Origin of the sequence: Thalassolituus oleivorans MIL-1 (genome assembly GCF_000355675.1) — a bacterium.
In the GTDB taxonomy this organism is placed as follows: domain Bacteria; phylum Pseudomonadota; class Gammaproteobacteria; order Pseudomonadales; family Oceanobacteraceae; genus Thalassolituus; species Thalassolituus oleivorans.
This window is the reverse complement of sequence record NC_020888.1, coordinates 3801118-3818237: the sequence shown is the minus strand read 5'-3', so window position 1 is coordinate 3818237 and position 17120 is coordinate 3801118. Positions and strand designations below refer to the sequence as shown.

General features: G+C 48.6%; 14 protein-coding genes and 1 tRNA gene. 5 read left to right on the top strand and 10 right to left on the bottom strand.

The window, feature by feature from the left end; all coding sequences use genetic code 11:
• Positions 1–31 precede the first annotated feature (31 nt).
• From gshA to yrfG, 6 genes are all read right to left on the bottom strand, one after another.
• Positions 32–1594 (bottom strand): glutamate--cysteine ligase, encoded by a 1563-nt coding sequence (gshA, locus tag TOL_RS17560; RefSeq protein ID WP_015488720.1) that lies wholly within the window; start codon positions 1592–1594, stop codon positions 32–34.
• 119 nt (positions 1595–1713) lie between these two features.
• A complete protein-coding gene (locus tag TOL_RS17555; protein ID WP_015488719.1) occupies positions 1714–4056 on the bottom strand; it encodes a Tex family protein in 2343 nt (780 codons plus the stop codon).
• A gap of 253 nt (positions 4057–4309) precedes the next feature.
• The gene (locus TOL_RS17550) at positions 4310–5845 is read right to left on the bottom strand and encodes a phosphoenolpyruvate carboxykinase (protein ID WP_015488718.1); all 1536 of its coding nucleotides are present in this window, start codon (positions 5843–5845) and stop codon (positions 4310–4312) included.
• A gap of 201 nt (positions 5846–6046) precedes the next feature.
• Positions 6047–6904: an Hsp33 family molecular chaperone HslO gene (hslO, locus tag TOL_RS17545; RefSeq protein WP_015488717.1), complete on the bottom strand. Its 858-nt coding sequence runs from the start codon at positions 6902–6904 to the stop codon at positions 6047–6049.
• 2 nt (positions 6905–6906) lie between these two features.
• Positions 6907–7314: a ribosome-associated heat shock protein Hsp15 gene (hslR, locus tag TOL_RS17540; RefSeq protein ID WP_025266568.1), complete on the bottom strand. Its 408-nt coding sequence runs from the start codon at positions 7312–7314 to the stop codon at positions 6907–6909.
• A gap of 36 nt (positions 7315–7350) precedes the next feature.
• Positions 7351–8007: a GMP/IMP nucleotidase gene (yrfG, locus tag TOL_RS17535; protein WP_015488715.1), complete on the bottom strand. Its 657-nt coding sequence runs from the start codon at positions 8005–8007 to the stop codon at positions 7351–7353.
• A 53-nt stretch (positions 8008–8060) separates the two neighbouring features.
• Between yrfG and nudE the strand changes: the two genes are divergently transcribed.
• Positions 8061–8624: an ADP compounds hydrolase NudE gene (gene nudE / locus TOL_RS17530; RefSeq protein ID WP_015488714.1), complete on the top strand. Its 564-nt coding sequence runs from the start codon at positions 8061–8063 to the stop codon at positions 8622–8624.
• A 13-nt stretch (positions 8625–8637) separates the two neighbouring features.
• Here nudE and TOL_RS18575 read toward each other — a convergent pair whose 3' ends face one another.
• The 4 genes from TOL_RS18575 to TOL_RS17510 all read right to left on the bottom strand — a co-directional run bounded on the left by TOL_RS18575 (position 8638) and on the right by TOL_RS17510 (position 12289).
• Positions 8638–11127 carry an ATP-binding protein gene (locus TOL_RS18575; protein ID WP_051052438.1) on the bottom strand — a complete coding sequence of 830 codons (2490 nt, stop codon included), beginning with the start codon at positions 11125–11127 and terminating at the stop codon, positions 8638–8640.
• Between the two features lie 45 nt (positions 11128–11172).
• Entirely contained in the window at positions 11173–11859 is a 687-nt protein-coding gene (locus TOL_RS17520) for an LrgB family protein (RefSeq protein WP_015488712.1), read from the bottom strand.
• Entirely contained in the window at positions 11856–12188 is a 333-nt protein-coding gene (locus TOL_RS17515) for a CidA/LrgA family protein (protein ID WP_015488711.1), read from the bottom strand. Before TOL_RS17515 ends, TOL_RS17520 begins: the two co-directional genes overlap by 4 nt.
• A 16-nt stretch (positions 12189–12204) precedes the next feature.
• Positions 12205–12289: transfer RNA gene (locus TOL_RS17510), tRNA-Leu, on the bottom strand.
• A gap of 203 nt (positions 12290–12492) precedes the next feature.
• On the opposite strand from TOL_RS17510, the gene TOL_RS17505 reads away from it, so the two are divergent.
• The 4 genes from TOL_RS17505 (at position 12493) to TOL_RS17490 (ending at position 17068) form a co-directional block, all read left to right on the top strand.
• Entirely contained in the window at positions 12493–13512 is a 1020-nt protein-coding gene (locus TOL_RS17505; RefSeq protein ID WP_015488710.1) for an AI-2E family transporter, read from the top strand.
• A 92-nt stretch (positions 13513–13604) separates the two neighbouring features.
• Positions 13605–14297 (top strand): response regulator, encoded by a 693-nt coding sequence (locus TOL_RS17500; RefSeq protein ID WP_015488709.1) that lies wholly within the window; start codon positions 13605–13607, stop codon positions 14295–14297.
• A 43-nt stretch (positions 14298–14340) separates the two neighbouring features.
• On the top strand, positions 14341–15678 hold the full coding sequence (locus TOL_RS17495) for a HAMP domain-containing sensor histidine kinase (protein ID WP_015488708.1): 1338 nt from the start codon (positions 14341–14343) through the stop codon (positions 15676–15678).
• Between the two features lie 127 nt (positions 15679–15805).
• On the top strand, positions 15806–17068 hold the full coding sequence (locus TOL_RS17490) for a malic enzyme-like NAD(P)-binding protein (RefSeq protein ID WP_015488707.1): 1263 nt from the start codon (positions 15806–15808) through the stop codon (positions 17066–17068).
• Positions 17069–17120: the final 52 nt, after the last annotated feature.

The window sequence follows — 17120 nt, the reverse complement described above, 5'->3', positions numbered from 1 at the left end:
GGCAGCGGCTTTTTTTTGAGCAATTAATCACTTAGTCGCGCTTTAAATACTCTTTTAGGTATTGCTCAAACGGTAGGTTATCGTTTTCCTCAAGTGCACGCTGGTTGCTCAATGATTCCTGTGCCATGGCTGTCCATTGCTGGCGCACTGTAACGCCCAGAGGTTCAGATAAAGTCTTACGATGCTGCAATGCTTGATCCAAGGTTAGTTCACTAAATTCCTTACCGGTATCAATCAAAGCGGCCAGCACCTGCGCTGACGGTGTGCGGCTACTATCCACCAACTTGAGGCGCTGTTGGTATAGTGAATCCAAGTGGAAATTGTAGCTATGCGCTTGGTCGAATTTCTCTGCTAACGCCATCATGTCATCGATTAATTCAATGCCCCATGCTTGTAGAGATATTTCCGTATTGTCGCGTTTTAGCATTAGCCCAGGACGTCGGCCTTCCATTACCGTGCTTTGCAGGTTGTCCTTTAGCTGTGCACAGTCAGCATCGCTAATGTTCGGGCTGTCGTGCAAGGCGCACCATGTTAAGAACACGTCCATGAATTGCATATGTGGAATATCAATACCTACCGGCATAAATGGATTCACATCGGTACAGCGCACTTCAATGTACTGAATTCCAGCTCGAGACAGGGACTCCAACGGTTTCTCTCCAGATGGTCCAATACGTTTAGGACGTACATCGCTGTAAAATTCGTTTTCGATTTGCAGCAAGTTGGTATTCAGCTGCTTGTATTGGCCTGTCTCATCTTGCATGCCAATCGCTTCATACGCTGCAACTGGTACGGAAATGGCTTCCCCTAAGGTTTCGATATAGCGCGCTAAAGAGTTGTGACAGACGGTCAGTTCTGATTGCGCATTATTCTGGTAGCCAAGGTCGCTCATACGCAACGACGTGGCGTAGGGCGCATACAAGGTGTGTTGATGGAGCGTATCGAGTGTGTGTTTGCGACCAGCTAAAAAGCTGGAGCAAACGGCTGGCGAGGCACCAAACAAATAGATCAACAACCAAGAGTAGCGCCGGAAGTTACGAATTAAGCGCAGGTAACCCGCTGATATGTAGGTCTGATTGGCTTCCTTGCCTTCCGCCTTGGCAATTAATTGCCATAATTCTTCCGGTAATGAGAAGTTGTAATGGATACCGGCAATGCATTGCATCGTGCGACCATAGCGGTGCCATAAACCATGACGATAAACATGCTTGAGCTGGCCGAGATTCGAACTACCGTAATACGCAATCGGAATGCTCATTTCGCCTTGCAGAATACACGGCATAGAACTTGGCCAAATGACTTCAGCATCCATTTGGCTGTAGGCGAAACGATGAGCTACATCGAGGTAAGCATGAGCTTCATGGGCACTGGCCATGACTGGGGTAATAAATTCCAGCAGCGACTCGGAATAATCCGTGGTGATGCTTGGATGCGTTAGTGCGGAGCCTAATCCTTTAGGATGTGGCGTTTGGGAGATGATTCCCTGATTGGATGCACGCAAGCCTTCCTTTTCTATACCTCGGTTTAACTGGGTAAGAAGTGGGAGATTTGTAGGAAGACTCAATTGAGCCAGTAGGTCGTTGTAGGTCGCCAAAGTCGCCTCGGGAATGCATCAGGTTTTGGCGATTATAGGGAAAGGCGGTTGTACACGTAAGCGATAATTGCGCCTGCCATGAAGTCTATTAACCCATGGCAGGAACAGTTCGTTTTAGATTACTTCTTCGCTTTGGCGAAAGCCGCCGCTAAGGCCCCTGCCATCGCACCTTGGCCGTTGCTGTTTTTATCAGCAAAGCTGGTGGATTGCTTATGGCTTTGTTGGCCGCGCGGATTGCGTTGCCCTTGACGCTCGCCCGGTGTTTTTTCGTTGGCTTTTTCTGTAGCGTCGTCGCTCATGCGCATGGACAAGCCGATACGCTTGCGCGGAATATCCACTTCCATCACCTTCACTTTGACGATATCACCGGCTTTGACCACATCACGAGGGTCTTTGACGAACGTATCCGACAGCGCAGAGATATGCACGAGGCCGTCTTGGTGTACGCCGATATCGACGAAGGCACCAAAAGCGGCAACGTTGGTAATAACGCCTTCAAGCACCATGTTTGGCTTTAGATCATTGAGGGTTTCAACGCCGTCTTGATACTGCGCGAACTTGAATTCTGGGCGTGGGTCACGGCCCGGTTTTTCTAGCTCGTTAAGAATATCTTGAATGGTGATTACACCAGCGCTTTCGGTCGCGAACTCAGCGGCATTCACTGACTTTAAGAAGCTGCCATCGCCAATCAAGCTGCTGACATCGCGGGAGAATTTATGCGCGATATTTTTCACCAGCGGGTAAGACTCAGGGTGAACCGCCGAAGCATCGAGCGGGTTTTTACCATTCATTATGCGTAAGAAGCCAGCGGCCAGTTCAAAGGTCTTTTCGCCTAGGCGTGGGACTTTTTTCAGATCGCTACGGCTATTAAAGGCGCCATTGGCATCGCGGAAAGCGATGATGTTACTGGCTAAGGTGCTATTTAAACCGGACACGCGAGTCAGCAGCGGCACCGATGCGGTATTCAAATCCACACCGACTGAGTTCACACAGTCTTCGATTACGGCGTCTAGTGTACGTGCCAGTTGGCTTTGGTTCACATCGTGCTGATATTGGCCGACCCCAATCGACTTAGGCTCGATTTTCACCAGCTCCGCTAATGGATCTTGTAGACGTCGAGCAATCGATACGGCACCCCGAATCGTGACGTCTAAGTCTGGGAACTCTTTTGATGCGAGTTCAGAAGCGGAATAAACCGATGCGCCAGCTTCGTTCACCATAATTTTCTGTACGTTTTTTAAGCCTGCTTGCTTGAGCATATCGCCGACAAACTTATCGGTCTCGCGGCTGGCGGTACCGTTACCAATCGCGATTAATTCAACATTATGCTTTTGGATCAATGCCAGCAGGATGGCACCGGATTCAGCAATTTTATTTTGCGGCGGCGTTGGGTAAATCGCACAGTGGTCCAATACTTTACCGGTGGCATCAACCACCGCAACTTTAACGCCGGTGCGCATACCAGGGTCGAGGCCAATGGTGGTTTTTGCCCCGGCTGGAGCAGCCAAAAGTAAGTCTTTCAGGTTGTCGGCGAACACTTTGATTGCGGCTTCTTCGGCACGTTCACGCAGGTTGCCTACTAACTCGGTTTCTAAATGCGTGAGCAGCTTGATGCGCCATGTCCATTTCACCACTTCCGATAGCCACTTATCGGCGGCACGACCTTGGTTTTTTACACCAACATGATCGGCAATCATGGCTTCACACGGGCTGGCGGCGAGTTTGTCTTCGGGGTCACCAGTCACTAGGCTGAAGGTTAAAACGCCTTCATTGCGCCCGCGTAAAATAGCGAGAGCACGATGGCTCGGTACGTTTTTAAGCGCTTCGTCATGTTCAAAATAATCGGCGAACTTAGCGCCTTCTTGTTCTTTGCCCGGCACCATACGTACCGATAGAGTCGCTTCTTGCTGCATAAACTGGCGTAAAGAAGCCAGTAAATTCGCGTTCTCAGCAAAGCGTTCCATTAGAATGTACTTAGCGCCATCTAACGCCGCTTTGGCATCGGCAACGCCTTTCTCGGCGTCGATGTATTTCGCTGCTTCGGCTTCTGGATCAAGATTCGGGTTTTCGAACACGCCATCGGCAAGCGGCTGTAGTCCGGCTTCGATTGCAATCTGGCCTTTTGTACGGCGCTTTTGTTTGTAGGGCAGGTATAAATCTTCAAGACGGGTCTTAGTATCGGCGCTGTCGATTTCACGCGCTAACTCTGGCGTTAACTTGCCCTGTTCTTCAATGCTTTTGAGGATAGAGATACGGCGATCTTCCATCTCGCGCAGATAGCGCAAACGCTCTTCCAGATTACGCAACTGAGTGTCATCCAATGAACCTGTGACTTCCTTACGATAACGAGAAATAAACGGCACGGTTGCGCCTTCATCTAACAAAGCCACAGCGGCAGTAACTTGCTGTGGACGAATACCTAGTTCAGTAGCGATGCGTTGACCAATATCTGCGTGACTCATAACACTCTCTAAAGCGAAAAAACGTGGAGGGAGTATAGCGAAAAATGGGGTGGGCTTGTTATAGGTGATTTGCGGCGGTCGTCACTGTTCCTTTGTAGGAGTTACTCCGAGAGCGCCAGCGAGCAGTGACGAACAATGGGGTGAAATAGCGTCGCGACTACGAACAAAAAGCGTTCGTTGAGTCGCTCCTACAGATCTTTCACCCACAAAAAAGCCCCGCATGGCGGGGCTTTTTTACAGGCTTAGCAGCAAATTATTCTGCTGAAGGACCTGCAGCTACGATGGCATCAGATACATCGTATTTCTTAAAGTTTGCAGTGAACTGAGCTGCCAAACCTTTTGCCGCTTCAGTCCATTTTGCTTCGTCGCCCCAAGCATTGATTGGGTTCAACAGGTGAGTGTCTACACCACTAACGGCTTTAGGTACGTTCAAGCCGAACACTGGAAGAGTCTCAGTTTCCGCATCGCGTAACGCGCCAGTTTGAATAGCACTGATCACGGCACGAGTGGTTGGGATAGAGAAACGCTCGCCGCCTGCGCCGTTAGCACCACCAGTCCAGCCGGTGTTTACTAGGTACACTTGTGAGTCGAATTCAGTAACACGCTTCATCAACAATTCAGCGTATTCACCCGCTGGACGTGGGAAGAATGGTGCGCCGAAACAAGTAGAGAAGGTCGACTTAAGGCCTTTAGATCCACCCATTTCAGTAGAACCAACAAGGGCTGTGTAACCACTTAGGAAGTGATAAGCCGCTTGTTCTTTGGTCAGTACTGACACTGGAGGAAGAACACCTGTCATATCGCAAGTTAAGAAGATAACCGCTTTTGGCTCGCCACCTTTGTTTTCTGCAACGCGCTTTTCTACGTGCTCAAGTGGGTACGCACAACGACCGTTTTCAGTCAGGCTGACATCGGTGTAATCGGCAGTACGAGCTTCGTTGATTACGACGTTTTCAACGATGGCGCCAAACTTGATCGCGTTCCAAATGATGGGTTCGTTTTTCTGAGACAAGTCGATGGTTTTTGCGTAGCAGCCACCTTCGATGTTGAATACTGTGCCTTTGCCCCAGCCGTGCTCGTCGTCACCAATTAGGTAACGCTCTGGGTCAGCAGATAGGGTGGTTTTACCAGTACCTGACAAACCGAAGAACAAGCAAGTGTCGCCGTCGTCACCTACGTTGGCAGAGCAGTGCATTGGTAGCACGTCTTTTTCTGGCAACAGGAAGTTTTGTACAGAGAACATGGCTTTTTTCATTTCACCGGCGTAACGCATGCCAGCTAATAATACTTTGCGTTGAGCGAAGTTGAGGATCACACAACCGTCAGAGTTGGTGCCGTCACGCTCAGGTACACATTCAAAACCAGCCACGTTCAAAATCTGCCACTCTTCTTTAGAAGAGCTATTGTAGCTTTCTGGGCGGATGAACAAGTTGCGGCCAAACAGGTTCTGCCAAGCAGTCTGAGTGGTCATTTTAACTGGCAGGTAATGTTGTGAATCAGAACCTACATGGACATGAGAAACGAAGCTGTCGTGCTGCGACAGATACTCTTCCACTCGCTCCCAAAGGGCGTCGAACTTGTCGGCGTCGAATGGGCGGTTGATGTTGCCCCAGTCGATGGCGTCTTTGCTGCTCGGCTCTTCAACTATGTAGCGGTCCATTGGCGAGCGGCCAGTACGAGCACCAGTTTCTACAACCAGTGCGCCATTGTCCTGCAATTGGCCTTCGCCACGCAGAATCGCTTGTTCTACCAAAAATGGTGTGGATAAGTCGGTGTAAACAGTCGTCATATCGGTGCCCAGAGGGGTCCTCATTAATCGGGTGTGGCTTATGGCCGCACGCAGTAATCTCTATATGTTGCCCTGAGGGTACAAGGGCAAATCTAGAATCGAAGGCCCGCAATTATGCCAGAAAATCTGACTCACGCTAAGCCCCCTGTTCATTAATCAGTCTATGCGTTGGAAGTTACTGATTTTATTAGACTTTGTATGTCAATGAGGATGTCTTTCAGGGAACATCTCTTCAATTTCAGGGCGTTCAAAGGCATAAGCCTGCTGACAAAACTCACAAGTAATCGAAATTTTGCCAGCTTCTTTGAGTATTTCGTCCAGTTCGGCATAGCCTAATTGATGCAGTGCATTAGCTGTGCGTGGCTTTGAGCAGGTGCAGAAGAACGACAGTGTCGATTCGGGGTAGAGTCGCACTTGTTCTTCGTGATACAGGCGATGCAATAGCGTTGCGTTGTCTAGATGCAGCAACTCTTCATCCTTTATCGTGCTCGCTAGATGGCCAATTCGATCCCAAGCATCGGTATCATGACTGTCTGTTCCGGGCATTTTTTGCAGCATAAAACCGGCAGCAATGCCGTCTTTGCAAACCAGCCAAAAGCGACTGTCGAGTTGTTCGGATTGCACGAAGTATTCTTCTAGCGTACTAGCAATATTGCCACCTTCGATGGCGGTAATACCTTGATAGCGCTGCCCTTGTTCTGGCTCTATGGTGATAATGAATTGGCCATTTTCTAGCTGGAGTTCGGTGGCGGCAGCATCTTCGTCATAACGAGCGATGGCTCGCAGTTGCCCCTGTTCGTTGGTTTCCGCTTGCAGTAGTGACACATTACCCGCAAGGCGTATTTGTAAGGTCAGGCGCCCAGCAAATTTTAGGTTAGCGCTCAGTAGGGCGGTTGCCGCCATGAGTTCGCCCACGGCGGTGGCAATGAGAGGCGGGTACTGGTGGCGCTTGAGTACATCTTGATAGCTGCTGTGCAAATGCGTGATTTCACCGCGAATATCGGTGCTATCAAAGCTAAAGCGTTGCAATAAATCGGCGCTGCCGGAAGGATGGCTCATGTTTAGTAATCCTGTCTTTGCTTAAAGCGACTGATATCTCGTCGCTCTTTTTTGTTGGGTTTGTGGTCGGGTGCCATGCCGGCGGCATTAATAATGCGGCGAGTTTCCGCTTTATCGATCCGCTGTTTAATACTTTCTGGTGTTTCTTCGTAGAGTAGTCGAGCTTCTGGTGCCCCACGTCGTTGTTCGGATAGCCCAGTTATTACCACGGTTTTTTCGTCGAAACCTTGGCGAATGGTCAGTTTATCGCCGACATCTACGGTCTTGCTGACTTTGCAACGCTGACCTTGGAAATGAACCTTGCCGCCATCGATGGCCGTTTTTGCTGCCGCGCGCGTTTTAAAAAAACGGGCAGCCCAAAGCCATTTATCGATACGAATTTTACTAGTGTTGCTGTCTGTGGCGCTCACAGTTGCTCCAATTTCGATTAACAACGTGTCGTTGCTCTACCAATCAAGCTCATCGAAGTGGTCGATGCCCGGAAATTGACTGTCTCGGCTTGGGGCTTTTTTACTATCTGGGTGGAAGATGGTTAATAAATAACGAATACCCCAACGAGATGCCGATTCTAACACAGCCTGGCTGTCGTCTATTAGTAGTGTGCGCTCTGGGTCGAAGCCTTCATCACGTTGTAAGTGATCCCAAAATGCTTGGCTTTCTTTGGGTTCGCGATAATCATGGGAGCTGATAATTCGATCGACGAGCTGATCTAAACCGGTGCGTTGTATTTTGAGATTAACGCTATCGCGGTGCGCGTTGGTAACAATGACGCGACGCTTGCCCATGCTTTGCAGGCGTTGCAGAAAATCTTGCACATGTGGGCGAAAACCGATTCTATCTTGTACATCGCGTTTAAGTTCTGCGATGGGAAGGCCGGTCAGCTCTGTCCAGTAATCTAGGCAGTACCAGTCGAGGGTGCCACGCAGCCCAATAAAGCTTTTATTGAGTTCACTCAGGGCTTCTTCTTCGCTGAGGCCGTGATGACTGGCATAGACTCCTGGAAGATGATCAAGCCAGAAGTAATTATCGAAATGGAGATCAAGTAAGGTGCCATCCATGTCGAGCAGAACAGTATCAATTTGTTGCCAATCAGGCAGGTTCATGGGGTTATACTCCAACATAGCATTGCAATTACTCCTATTAAAACAGGCTCACCATGGATAAAAAACCACAGATTTTGCATCGTTCACTGGTGGCGGAAAGCCGCTTGTTTCGTATTGAGTCGATTGACCTTCGTTTTAGTAACGGGGTGGAACGCACTTATGAGCGATTAGTTCCCGGGGGGAGTGGTGCGGTGATGATGATTGCGCTGCTGGATGATGACACGTTCGCCTTGATTCGTGAGTATGGCGGCGGAGTTGAAGATTACACCCTTACATTGCCAAAAGGCGCGGTGGATTTGGGTGAAAGCATGCGCGATGCCTGCAACCGCGAGCTACAGGAAGAAATAGGTTTTGCGGCGCGCGAGTTTATTTATTTAAAGAAAATGAGTTTGTCACCAAGCTATATGCGCGGTGGTATTGATGTTGTGTTAGCGCGTGATTTGTTTCCGTCTAAGCTTGAAGGCGATGAGCCTGAGCCGCTCGAACTGGTGCCTTGGAAATTTTCCGATTTGCCTGAACTGTACGCTCGCGATGATTTTAACGAGGGCCGCGCGATTGCTGGTTTGGCACTGGCGATTGAGTATTTGGCCGGAAGGTTTGAAGGGGCGGTGTTGTAAGCGGGATGAGATGTTAGCTCTCGGATTTATCTTGAGTTGCGTTTGGCAGCAAGCTTGCGATGGCTGCACGTAAACTATCCATTCGAATCGGTTTGCTAATAAAACCGTTCATTCCGGCATCAAGGCATCGTTGACGATCTTCCATCATGGCATTGGCGGTGAGTGCCAGAATAGGAATTGTACTTTTCGCAGCTCCTAAATCACGAATCTGTTGTGTGGCGGATATGCCGTCCAAAATGGGCATGTTTACGTCCATTAAAATCAGGTCAAAATTGCTTTTTATTACCGCCCGCACGGCCTCTTGCCCATTGTTTACTGAAGTGCAGCGTAACCCCATTCGCGTTAACATTTTTTCGGCAATCTTTTGATTCACGGGATTATCTTCGGCCAACAGTATTTTGGTTCTAAAATCGATAACTGGTCGAACGGTAGACGGTTGTAATATTTGTAATTTATTGGCATCGCCCAGCGGTAATGCGAGAGATAAGGTAAATGAACTGCCTTTGTTTGCCGCTGTTTTTAAAGTGATGTTGCCGCCCATGGCCACCGCTAAGTGACGGCAGATGGTTAAGCCAAGACCGGTGCCGCCGTATTGTCGACTGGTACTGGTATCTGCTTGGCGAAATGCCGAGAAAATCTGTTCTTGCTTAGAGGGGGGGATGCCGATGCCTGTGTCGTTAACATGAATCTGCAGTTGATAGCTGTCACCGTCTAATCGCTTACCTTCAGCATGAAGCTCAATGTGGCCTTGATGGGTGAATTTAACGGCATTACTTAGTAAGTTGGTTACTATTTGACGTATACGTTTTGGATCTCCTCGCCAAATGGTAGGGATCTGATTATCAAAGCGGTAAATAAGAGCGAGCTCTTTATTCCGTGCAGGCTGATGGAATAAGTGAAATAGATCGTTTAACAATTGGTTTAAATCGAAGTCAACGGCTTCTATTTCGAGTTTGCCTGATTCGATCTTTGAGAGGTCTAAAATATCATTGATGATATCGAGTAACACATGACATGAGCTGTGAATGATATCGACGTAACCGCTCTGTTCTTTATCTAGGGGCGAGTCTAATAGCAGTTCTGCTGCTCCTAGCATTCCGTTCATGGGGGTGCGAATTTCATGACTCATACTGGCCAAAAAGATGCTTTTAGTGCGGTTAGCATTTTTAGCGGTATTTAACGCTTCGCGGATTTGGCGGTTAGCCACTTCTAGAGCTTGTTGATTGGCTATGGATTCGGTGACATCGAGACCGGCCATCAAGATATCAATATGTTCGCTGTCAGGATAACGCACGACGGTGAATTGCCAGTTGATAGTGGATTCTTTGCCACTCGACGAGATTAGTGCAAGCTGATCCACTGGATGACCGTCGATAGTAGGTAGGCGTTGCCACAAGGATTTTAATCGGTCGCGATCGTCTGTGCGCAGCAAGGACCATATCGGTTGTTTGTGCAAACTTTCGCCGGGCATGGCGATGAGGTCTTCTGCCTGCTGATTCATGCGCAATACATTACCGTCGTGATCGCAAATGATAAGTAAGGTCTGCATGGCATCTAGATATAAGTTTACTCGCTCTTGTTCTGCTTGAAGTTCTAAAGCCATACGATGGTGACGAGTAATATCGTCTCCATACAGGAGTATGGATTCTTGACCATCAAGGTCCCACGGACTGGCTGACATGGCCCAATGACTTTTTACGCCTTGGGTATCCACTAAAACACATTCGAATTCTATGACACTTCGTTCTTGTAATGCTTGCAGTACATAAAAAGCCAAATCACTGGATTTCTCTTTTGATGTTGCATCGCTTAAGCGGTCGCCGGTCGTTAACTCGAACATGGATTCGAAGCGAGGATTGGCATCCAAAATATATAAACTTGAGCTGATGCGCAGGGCAATGCCACTCATGCTTTCCCAGCTCAGGCTGTGTTGCAGAAGTTGGCGCCGAATTTTTTCGTTGATAGGGCGTACTATGTGCTGGGATAGCACACCGGCGATGATCAATAAAATCGCATTAGCGATAACAATAAGTGCCCAAGTATGCAGGGTGATGGTGCGAATTTTGGTTATTGGTTCACCGACAACTAGACCTAATTGTTGATTGATCGGCAGTAGGTAGAACATGTAAGTACCGGAGCTTAATGTAACTCTTCGGAAGCCTTTGCTGCCAGCGATGGCATCGCGTAGCAACGATGCCGGAATATGGGTTTCGGTTTTATTTTGTTCGTACCAAAAATAAAGTTGGTTGTCTTGCACTTCAGCGATTTGCAGTGTTTGCCCTGGACTAATCAATGAGGGGCGATCAAGGGGGCCAATATGTTGGCGATTGAGAGTCGGCGGGGAGTAATCGTGGAGTTTTTCGAATGCCGCCTTCGCCCATGCTTCGATGCGTATTGTTTGGCTGTGAATCTCATTGGCGTAAATCACAACGCCTGACACCAGCACCATACTCGTCAGTGTGCCGATTCCTAGCAGCAGCAGAGATCGTAGGTGGCGGGTCATTTCTATTCCTTAAGGGACAACTCCCTTAACCATAGACGCTGACGCTCAAACTAGCCAAGGTAATGCAATCGCATGCAGCGTTGCGGTTAAAGTCATAGCCATTGCGGCGTAGGCGGATTCTCGCGTTCCCAGCTCAATGGCGCGACTGGTGCCAATGGCATGAGCGCAAACACCTAAAGTGAGACCCATGGCTTGCGGTTGGTTAAGTTTTGTAACCTTGAGAAGGGGCGGTATCAGCAGCGCGCCAAAGACGCCAGTCACAATGACAAAGGCAGAGGCGAGCGCACTAATGCCGCCCAATTGCTCACTCAATGTGATCGCAACAGGAGTGGTAACGGACTTCGTTGCCATTGTCGCGGTAATGGCCCGATCGCCAATCCACCAATCAACTAACAATACCGCAGTGCCAACGGTTGTCGCGCTGCCTAGGCTCACCGCCAAGCTAATGCGTAACCATTCTTTACGCATGGCATGAATAAACTGATACAAGGGCACGGCGAGCATCACAACGACCGGTCCGAGCATAAGGTGCAAGTACTCACCGCCTTGCATGTAGGTTTGATAACTCGTGCCGGTGAGCTCTAAGGTTACGCAAATTAATACGATGCCAGTCAGTATCGGTGGAATGAAAGCGCTATTGCCGAGTTGTTGATAAAGGCGCTGGCCCAATAAAAACGATGCGATGGTGAGCGCTGTCCAAAACAGCGGGGTGTGCAGTAAGGAGACGATCATGAATCTGATCTCTTCGTCATAATAAATGCGCAGACCAGTGCCCCTGGTATCAAGCTCACGGCGAGAATAATCAGCAGAGCGATGCCGTGCTCATTGAGCAATTCTTTTTGGGTGATGATGCCAACGCTAACCGGAACAATAAACAGAGGTAGCAAGGGCGACAGTACGCGGCTGGTGCTTTGCAAGGTTTCTGGGGTGCGACGCAATAGCATCAATACGAACAAGAGAGTGAGCATACCGACGATGGAGCCGGGAACAGGAAGATCTAACCAAGTTTGTAACGAGATACCTGTTAATAGAAAGACTAACAGGATAAGGAGGCCAGACATGGACGACTCCGTAAATTGGTGCGGAAAGAGAGACTCGAACTCTCACGCCTTGCGGCACTGGAACCTAAATCCAGCGTGTCTACCAATTTCACCACTTCCGCATTTCAGGCCGCGAATTCTATAGAAAATTATTCTACTTGCAATACCTTTGCACAAACAATTCGACAAAAGATGTAGAAAAGTACCAAAAACATCATTCGATTGCTTAAAAAACGACCGATAATGCGTTTGGTCGACGTGTAGATGGTGCTGCTCGACTCCTGTATGGTAGCGCAATCGTCCTCTCAGCTTGCATGGAGCCATCATGACGTCGTCTGAAAATCGCGTTGCCGGGAATGTAGTATTGATTTTAGCCGCGATTGTTATTGTGATTGCCGGTGTTAAGAGTGCAGCCAGCATGCTGGTACCTTTTTTATTGGCGGTTTTTATCGCTATTTTAGCGGCACCTATGATGCGCTGGCTGACACGCCATAAAGTGCCCACTCTTATTGCACTTATTATAATTTTGCTTGGTTTTACCGTGGTTGGGACTCTGTTGGCGACCTTTATTGGCAAGACGTTGAATGCGTTTTATGCCGACGTTCCGGTTTACGAACAAAAGCTGCAAACCCTCACCACGCAGTCGGTAACTTGGTTACGCGGTCAAGGTATTGAGGTTGCCGATAATGTTTTGCGTGAATATGTTAATCCCGGTGTTGCGATGAAAATGGTCGCAAGCGTCTTTAACGGGCTAGGCGGGGTATTGGCTAACACCTTTTTGATTTTGTTTGCGGTCATTTTCATTCTATTGGAAGCATCGTCTTTCCCCGATAAAGTGCGCAAGGCCTTTGGCGATCATACTCAAGCATTCACGCACTTTCAGCGCTTTACGGATTCTGTACAGCAGTATTTGATGATTAAAACCCTGATGAGTTTGGGCACCGCGGCGATGGTTGGGATTGCCTTGGTGATTGTCGGCGTCGACTACGCACCGCTCTGGGCATTAATAGCTTTTCTGTTGAATTACATTCCCAATATCGGCTCTATTATTGCGGCAGTACCCGCGGTGCTGGTGGCCTTAATTCAATTGGGTGTGGGGGATGCTCTTATTACCGCCGCTATTTATGTCGGTGCCAACACTTTCTTCGGTAATGTGGTTGAGCCGCGAATGATGGGGCGTTCTTTGGGCTTATCGTCCTTTGTGGTGTTCGTCTCTTTGGTGTTTTGGGGGTGGGTGTTGGGGCCGGTTGGGATGCTGTTGTCTATTCCTCTGACGATGGTGGTCAAAATCGCCTTAGAAACACGTCCGCAAACGCGTTGGATGGCGACTTTACTGGATCATTAGTGTCGGGAACGTTGGGTTCTTGGTAAGGAAGGGTCAATAGGGCTACCGCGTATTGAGTCGCAGGGGTAATCTGCCTAAATTAGAGGTGAATCATGAACTCCATTTTACTTATTGATGATGATTTTGAGCTGGGTGAGCTATTGCAGGAATATCTGTCGATGGAAGGCTTCCAGTTAACAGCGGTACAAGATGGTGAGACGGGCTTAACAGAAGCCTTAAGCGGTAAATACAATCTGATTCTATTGGATGTTATGTTGCCCAAACTGAACGGCTTTGAGGTTTTGCGCAAGCTACGCGCCGAGTCGAATGTGCCTGTTATTATGCTAACGGCGCGGGGCGAGAGTGTTGATCGCGTATTGGGGCTTGAGCATGGAGCGGACGATTACATTCCCAAGCCATATCATCACCATGAGCTAGTTGCGCGTATCAAAGCGCTGTTTCGTCGCATCGAGTTGTCGAGCGATGTCACTCCTCAAGTATCCTCAGAGTTGCATGTCGGCGATATTGCATTGAATCCTACGACCAGAACGGCAAGATTGGACGGCGTTGAGTTGCAAATTACCGGTGCCGAATTTGGCGTGTTGCAGTGTTTGATGGAACACGTTGGTGAATTAGTCGACAAAGACACGCTGTCTATTGCCGCGCTTGGCCGGCCATTAATGGCTTACGATCGCTCAATTGATATGCATGTTAGTAACCTACGTAAAAAGCTCGGAAAACGTGACGATGATTCTGATTGGATCAAAACCGTGCGCAGCCGTGGCTATCTCCTTGTTAATGTTTAACGGCAATTGTAAGAACTACACTGAGTTAAAGAGGTCTTTCTAAATGGTGCGCTGGTATCGTTCGTTGTTCTTGCGCATCTTTCTTTGGTTCTGGAGTGTGGTGTTTATCGCTATGTTTACAGCGGTTCTCACTGGCTTGTGGATCGAGGATGATTACTTACGCCAAGCCACTCCAAACGAAACCCTTCTGTTGGTGCGCATGATCGAGCGCCAGCGCCCAGTCATGGTTGAAGATCGTAAATTGTGGCGACGTATTCGCCCCGGCTGGAATCTTGTTGCCGCGCCAATGGATATGGTGAGCCAGCTCCCACACGACCTTGAAGAGTTTGTTGATGAGGCGGCTGATCGCAGTCAGGTTTTGCGCGGGCAAAATGACGGTTGGTTATTGGTTGGGCCTATTCGCCGTGGCGATTATCTATATGTGGCCGTTTCACGCATTGGCTGGCAAAGCATCCTAGAAGATGAGGAGCGTTGGATGCTACCCGCAGCAATGGTGCTGGTGGTGACCATATTATGCTTTGTACTCGCTTGGAGCTTAACTCGTCCAATTCGGCGCCTGCAGTATGCGGTAAAACAGCTCGGAGGCGGCGATTTTGATATGTCGGCATTGAAGGTTGATGGTCGGCGTCGCGATGAAATTGGCGCGTTAACTAATGAAGTTGTCGATATGGCTGCGTCATTACAGCGCTTGCTGCACAGTCATCAGCAGCTGCTGCGTGATGTCTCTCATGAATTACGTTCACCATTAACGCGCCTGCAGATCGCGCTCGGTATTGCTCGTAAAAAAGACACTGAAAATCGACTTGGAGCAGAGCATGCTCGTATTGAGCGGGCGGTTACTCAAGTTGATAGCTTAATTGGTCAGATGTTGGATTTAGCGCGCCTGCAAGAGCAAGATCAACATCAGCTACAGCTCAGTGATGGTGTGGTGCAGGAGCATCTCGAGCAATGGCTAGCCGATGCGGATTTAGAGATGGCGGCGCGACAAGTAAGTGCTGCGATTAACTGGCCTGCAGAGCCCATATCGGCGATGTGGGATTGGTTGTTGATTGAGCGGGCATTCGATAACTTATTGCGCAATGCTATTCGCTTTGCACCAGAAGGAAGTGCACTCACGATTAGCCTGCAGCACCAACAAGATGAGTTAGTGATTAATATTCGAGATCGCGGTCCCGGTGTGCCAGATGATCAGTTAACTCGTATCTTTGATGCCTTCACTCAAGTTGATACCGCTCGAGACCACGCAGCGGGTGGCTATGGTATTGGCTTGGCATTGGTTAAGCGCATTGCTGAGCTGCACGGTGGGCGAGTAATTGCAACGAATGCCATGCCAGGTTTATCTGTCAGTTTAGTGATACCGATCATCTTTTCAGAGGCCTAATACCTTATTTGTATAGAATTTGGTAGCGCTTTTTGTTATAACTCTCGGCCCTTTGCCTCTGTGCCCGCTTGGTAGTTCTGGTGCGGTCGGCATACAACACTCATTGCGATGGAACTGGACAAGCACTATGTCAGAAGATTTCAAACAAGCGGCGTTGGATTATCATGAGTTTCCAAAGCCAGGCAAAATCAGTATTGAACTGACTACGCCAGCTCAAACCTCACGCGATTTGTCGTTGGCCTACAGCCCAGGTGTGGCAGAGCCAGTGAAGGCAATTGCTGCCGATCCTGAAAATGCTTACCGTTATACAGCGAAAGGTAACTTGGTTGCTGTTATTACTGATGGTACGGCGATTCTTGGTTTGGGTAACTTAGGTCCATTGGCTTCCAAACCAGTAATGGAAGGCAAGAGTCTTCTGTTCAAGCGTTTTGCTGGTGTTGACTCAATCGATATTGAAGTTGAATCAGAAAGCCCACAAGCTTTCATCGACACCGTTCGTCGTATTGCCAATACTTTTGGCGGCATTAACCTTGAAGATATCAAGGCGCCTGAGTGTTTTGAAATTGAACGCACTTTGATCGAACAATGCGACATCCCAGTATTCCATGATGACCAACACGGTACGGCTATCGTAACCGTTGCCGGTGCTATGAATGCACTGGAAATTGTTGGCAAAAAGATCGAAGACGCAAAAATGTGCGTACTTGGTGCCGGTGCTGCCGCAATTTCTTGCTCTAAATTGATGATTTTGGCGGGTATGAAGCCAGAGAACATCTTCATGTGTGACCGTAATGGCGTGATCCATTCTGGCCGTACTGATTTGAACCAATATAAAGCCGGTTTCGCGGTTGAGACTGACAAGCGCACAGTGGATGATGCACTTGAAGGTGCAGACATCTTTTTGGGTTTATCTGGCCCTAACATGGTGACTGGCGAACAGATCAAAGCAATGGCTAAAGATCCAATCATCTTTGCTTGCGCAAACCCAGTTCCAGAAATCATGCCTGAAATCGTGAGCGAAGTTCGTCCAGATGCGATTATGGCAACTGGTCGTTCAGACTACCCGAACCAGGTTAACAACGTTCTTGGCTTCCCATTCATCTTCCGTGGTGCATTAGACGTGCGTGCTAAGCGTATTAACGAAGAGATGAAGTTGGCTGCAGCAAAAGCATTGGCTGGTTTGGCGAAAGAACCAGTAGCTCAGGAAGTGTTGGATGCCTATGGCTTAGAATCTTTAGAATTCGGCCGCGAATACATCATTCCTAAAGCGGTTGATACTCGCTTGTTGGGTGTGGTTTCTTCGGCTGTTGCTAAAGCAGCAGTTGATACTGGGGTGGCATCAAAGCCTTACCCAGCAAACTACCCACTGAAAACTTTGGCAGATATCTAATAGCTGTTAAATAAAAAAACCGGCTTCGGCCGGTTTTTTTATGTCTGCTATT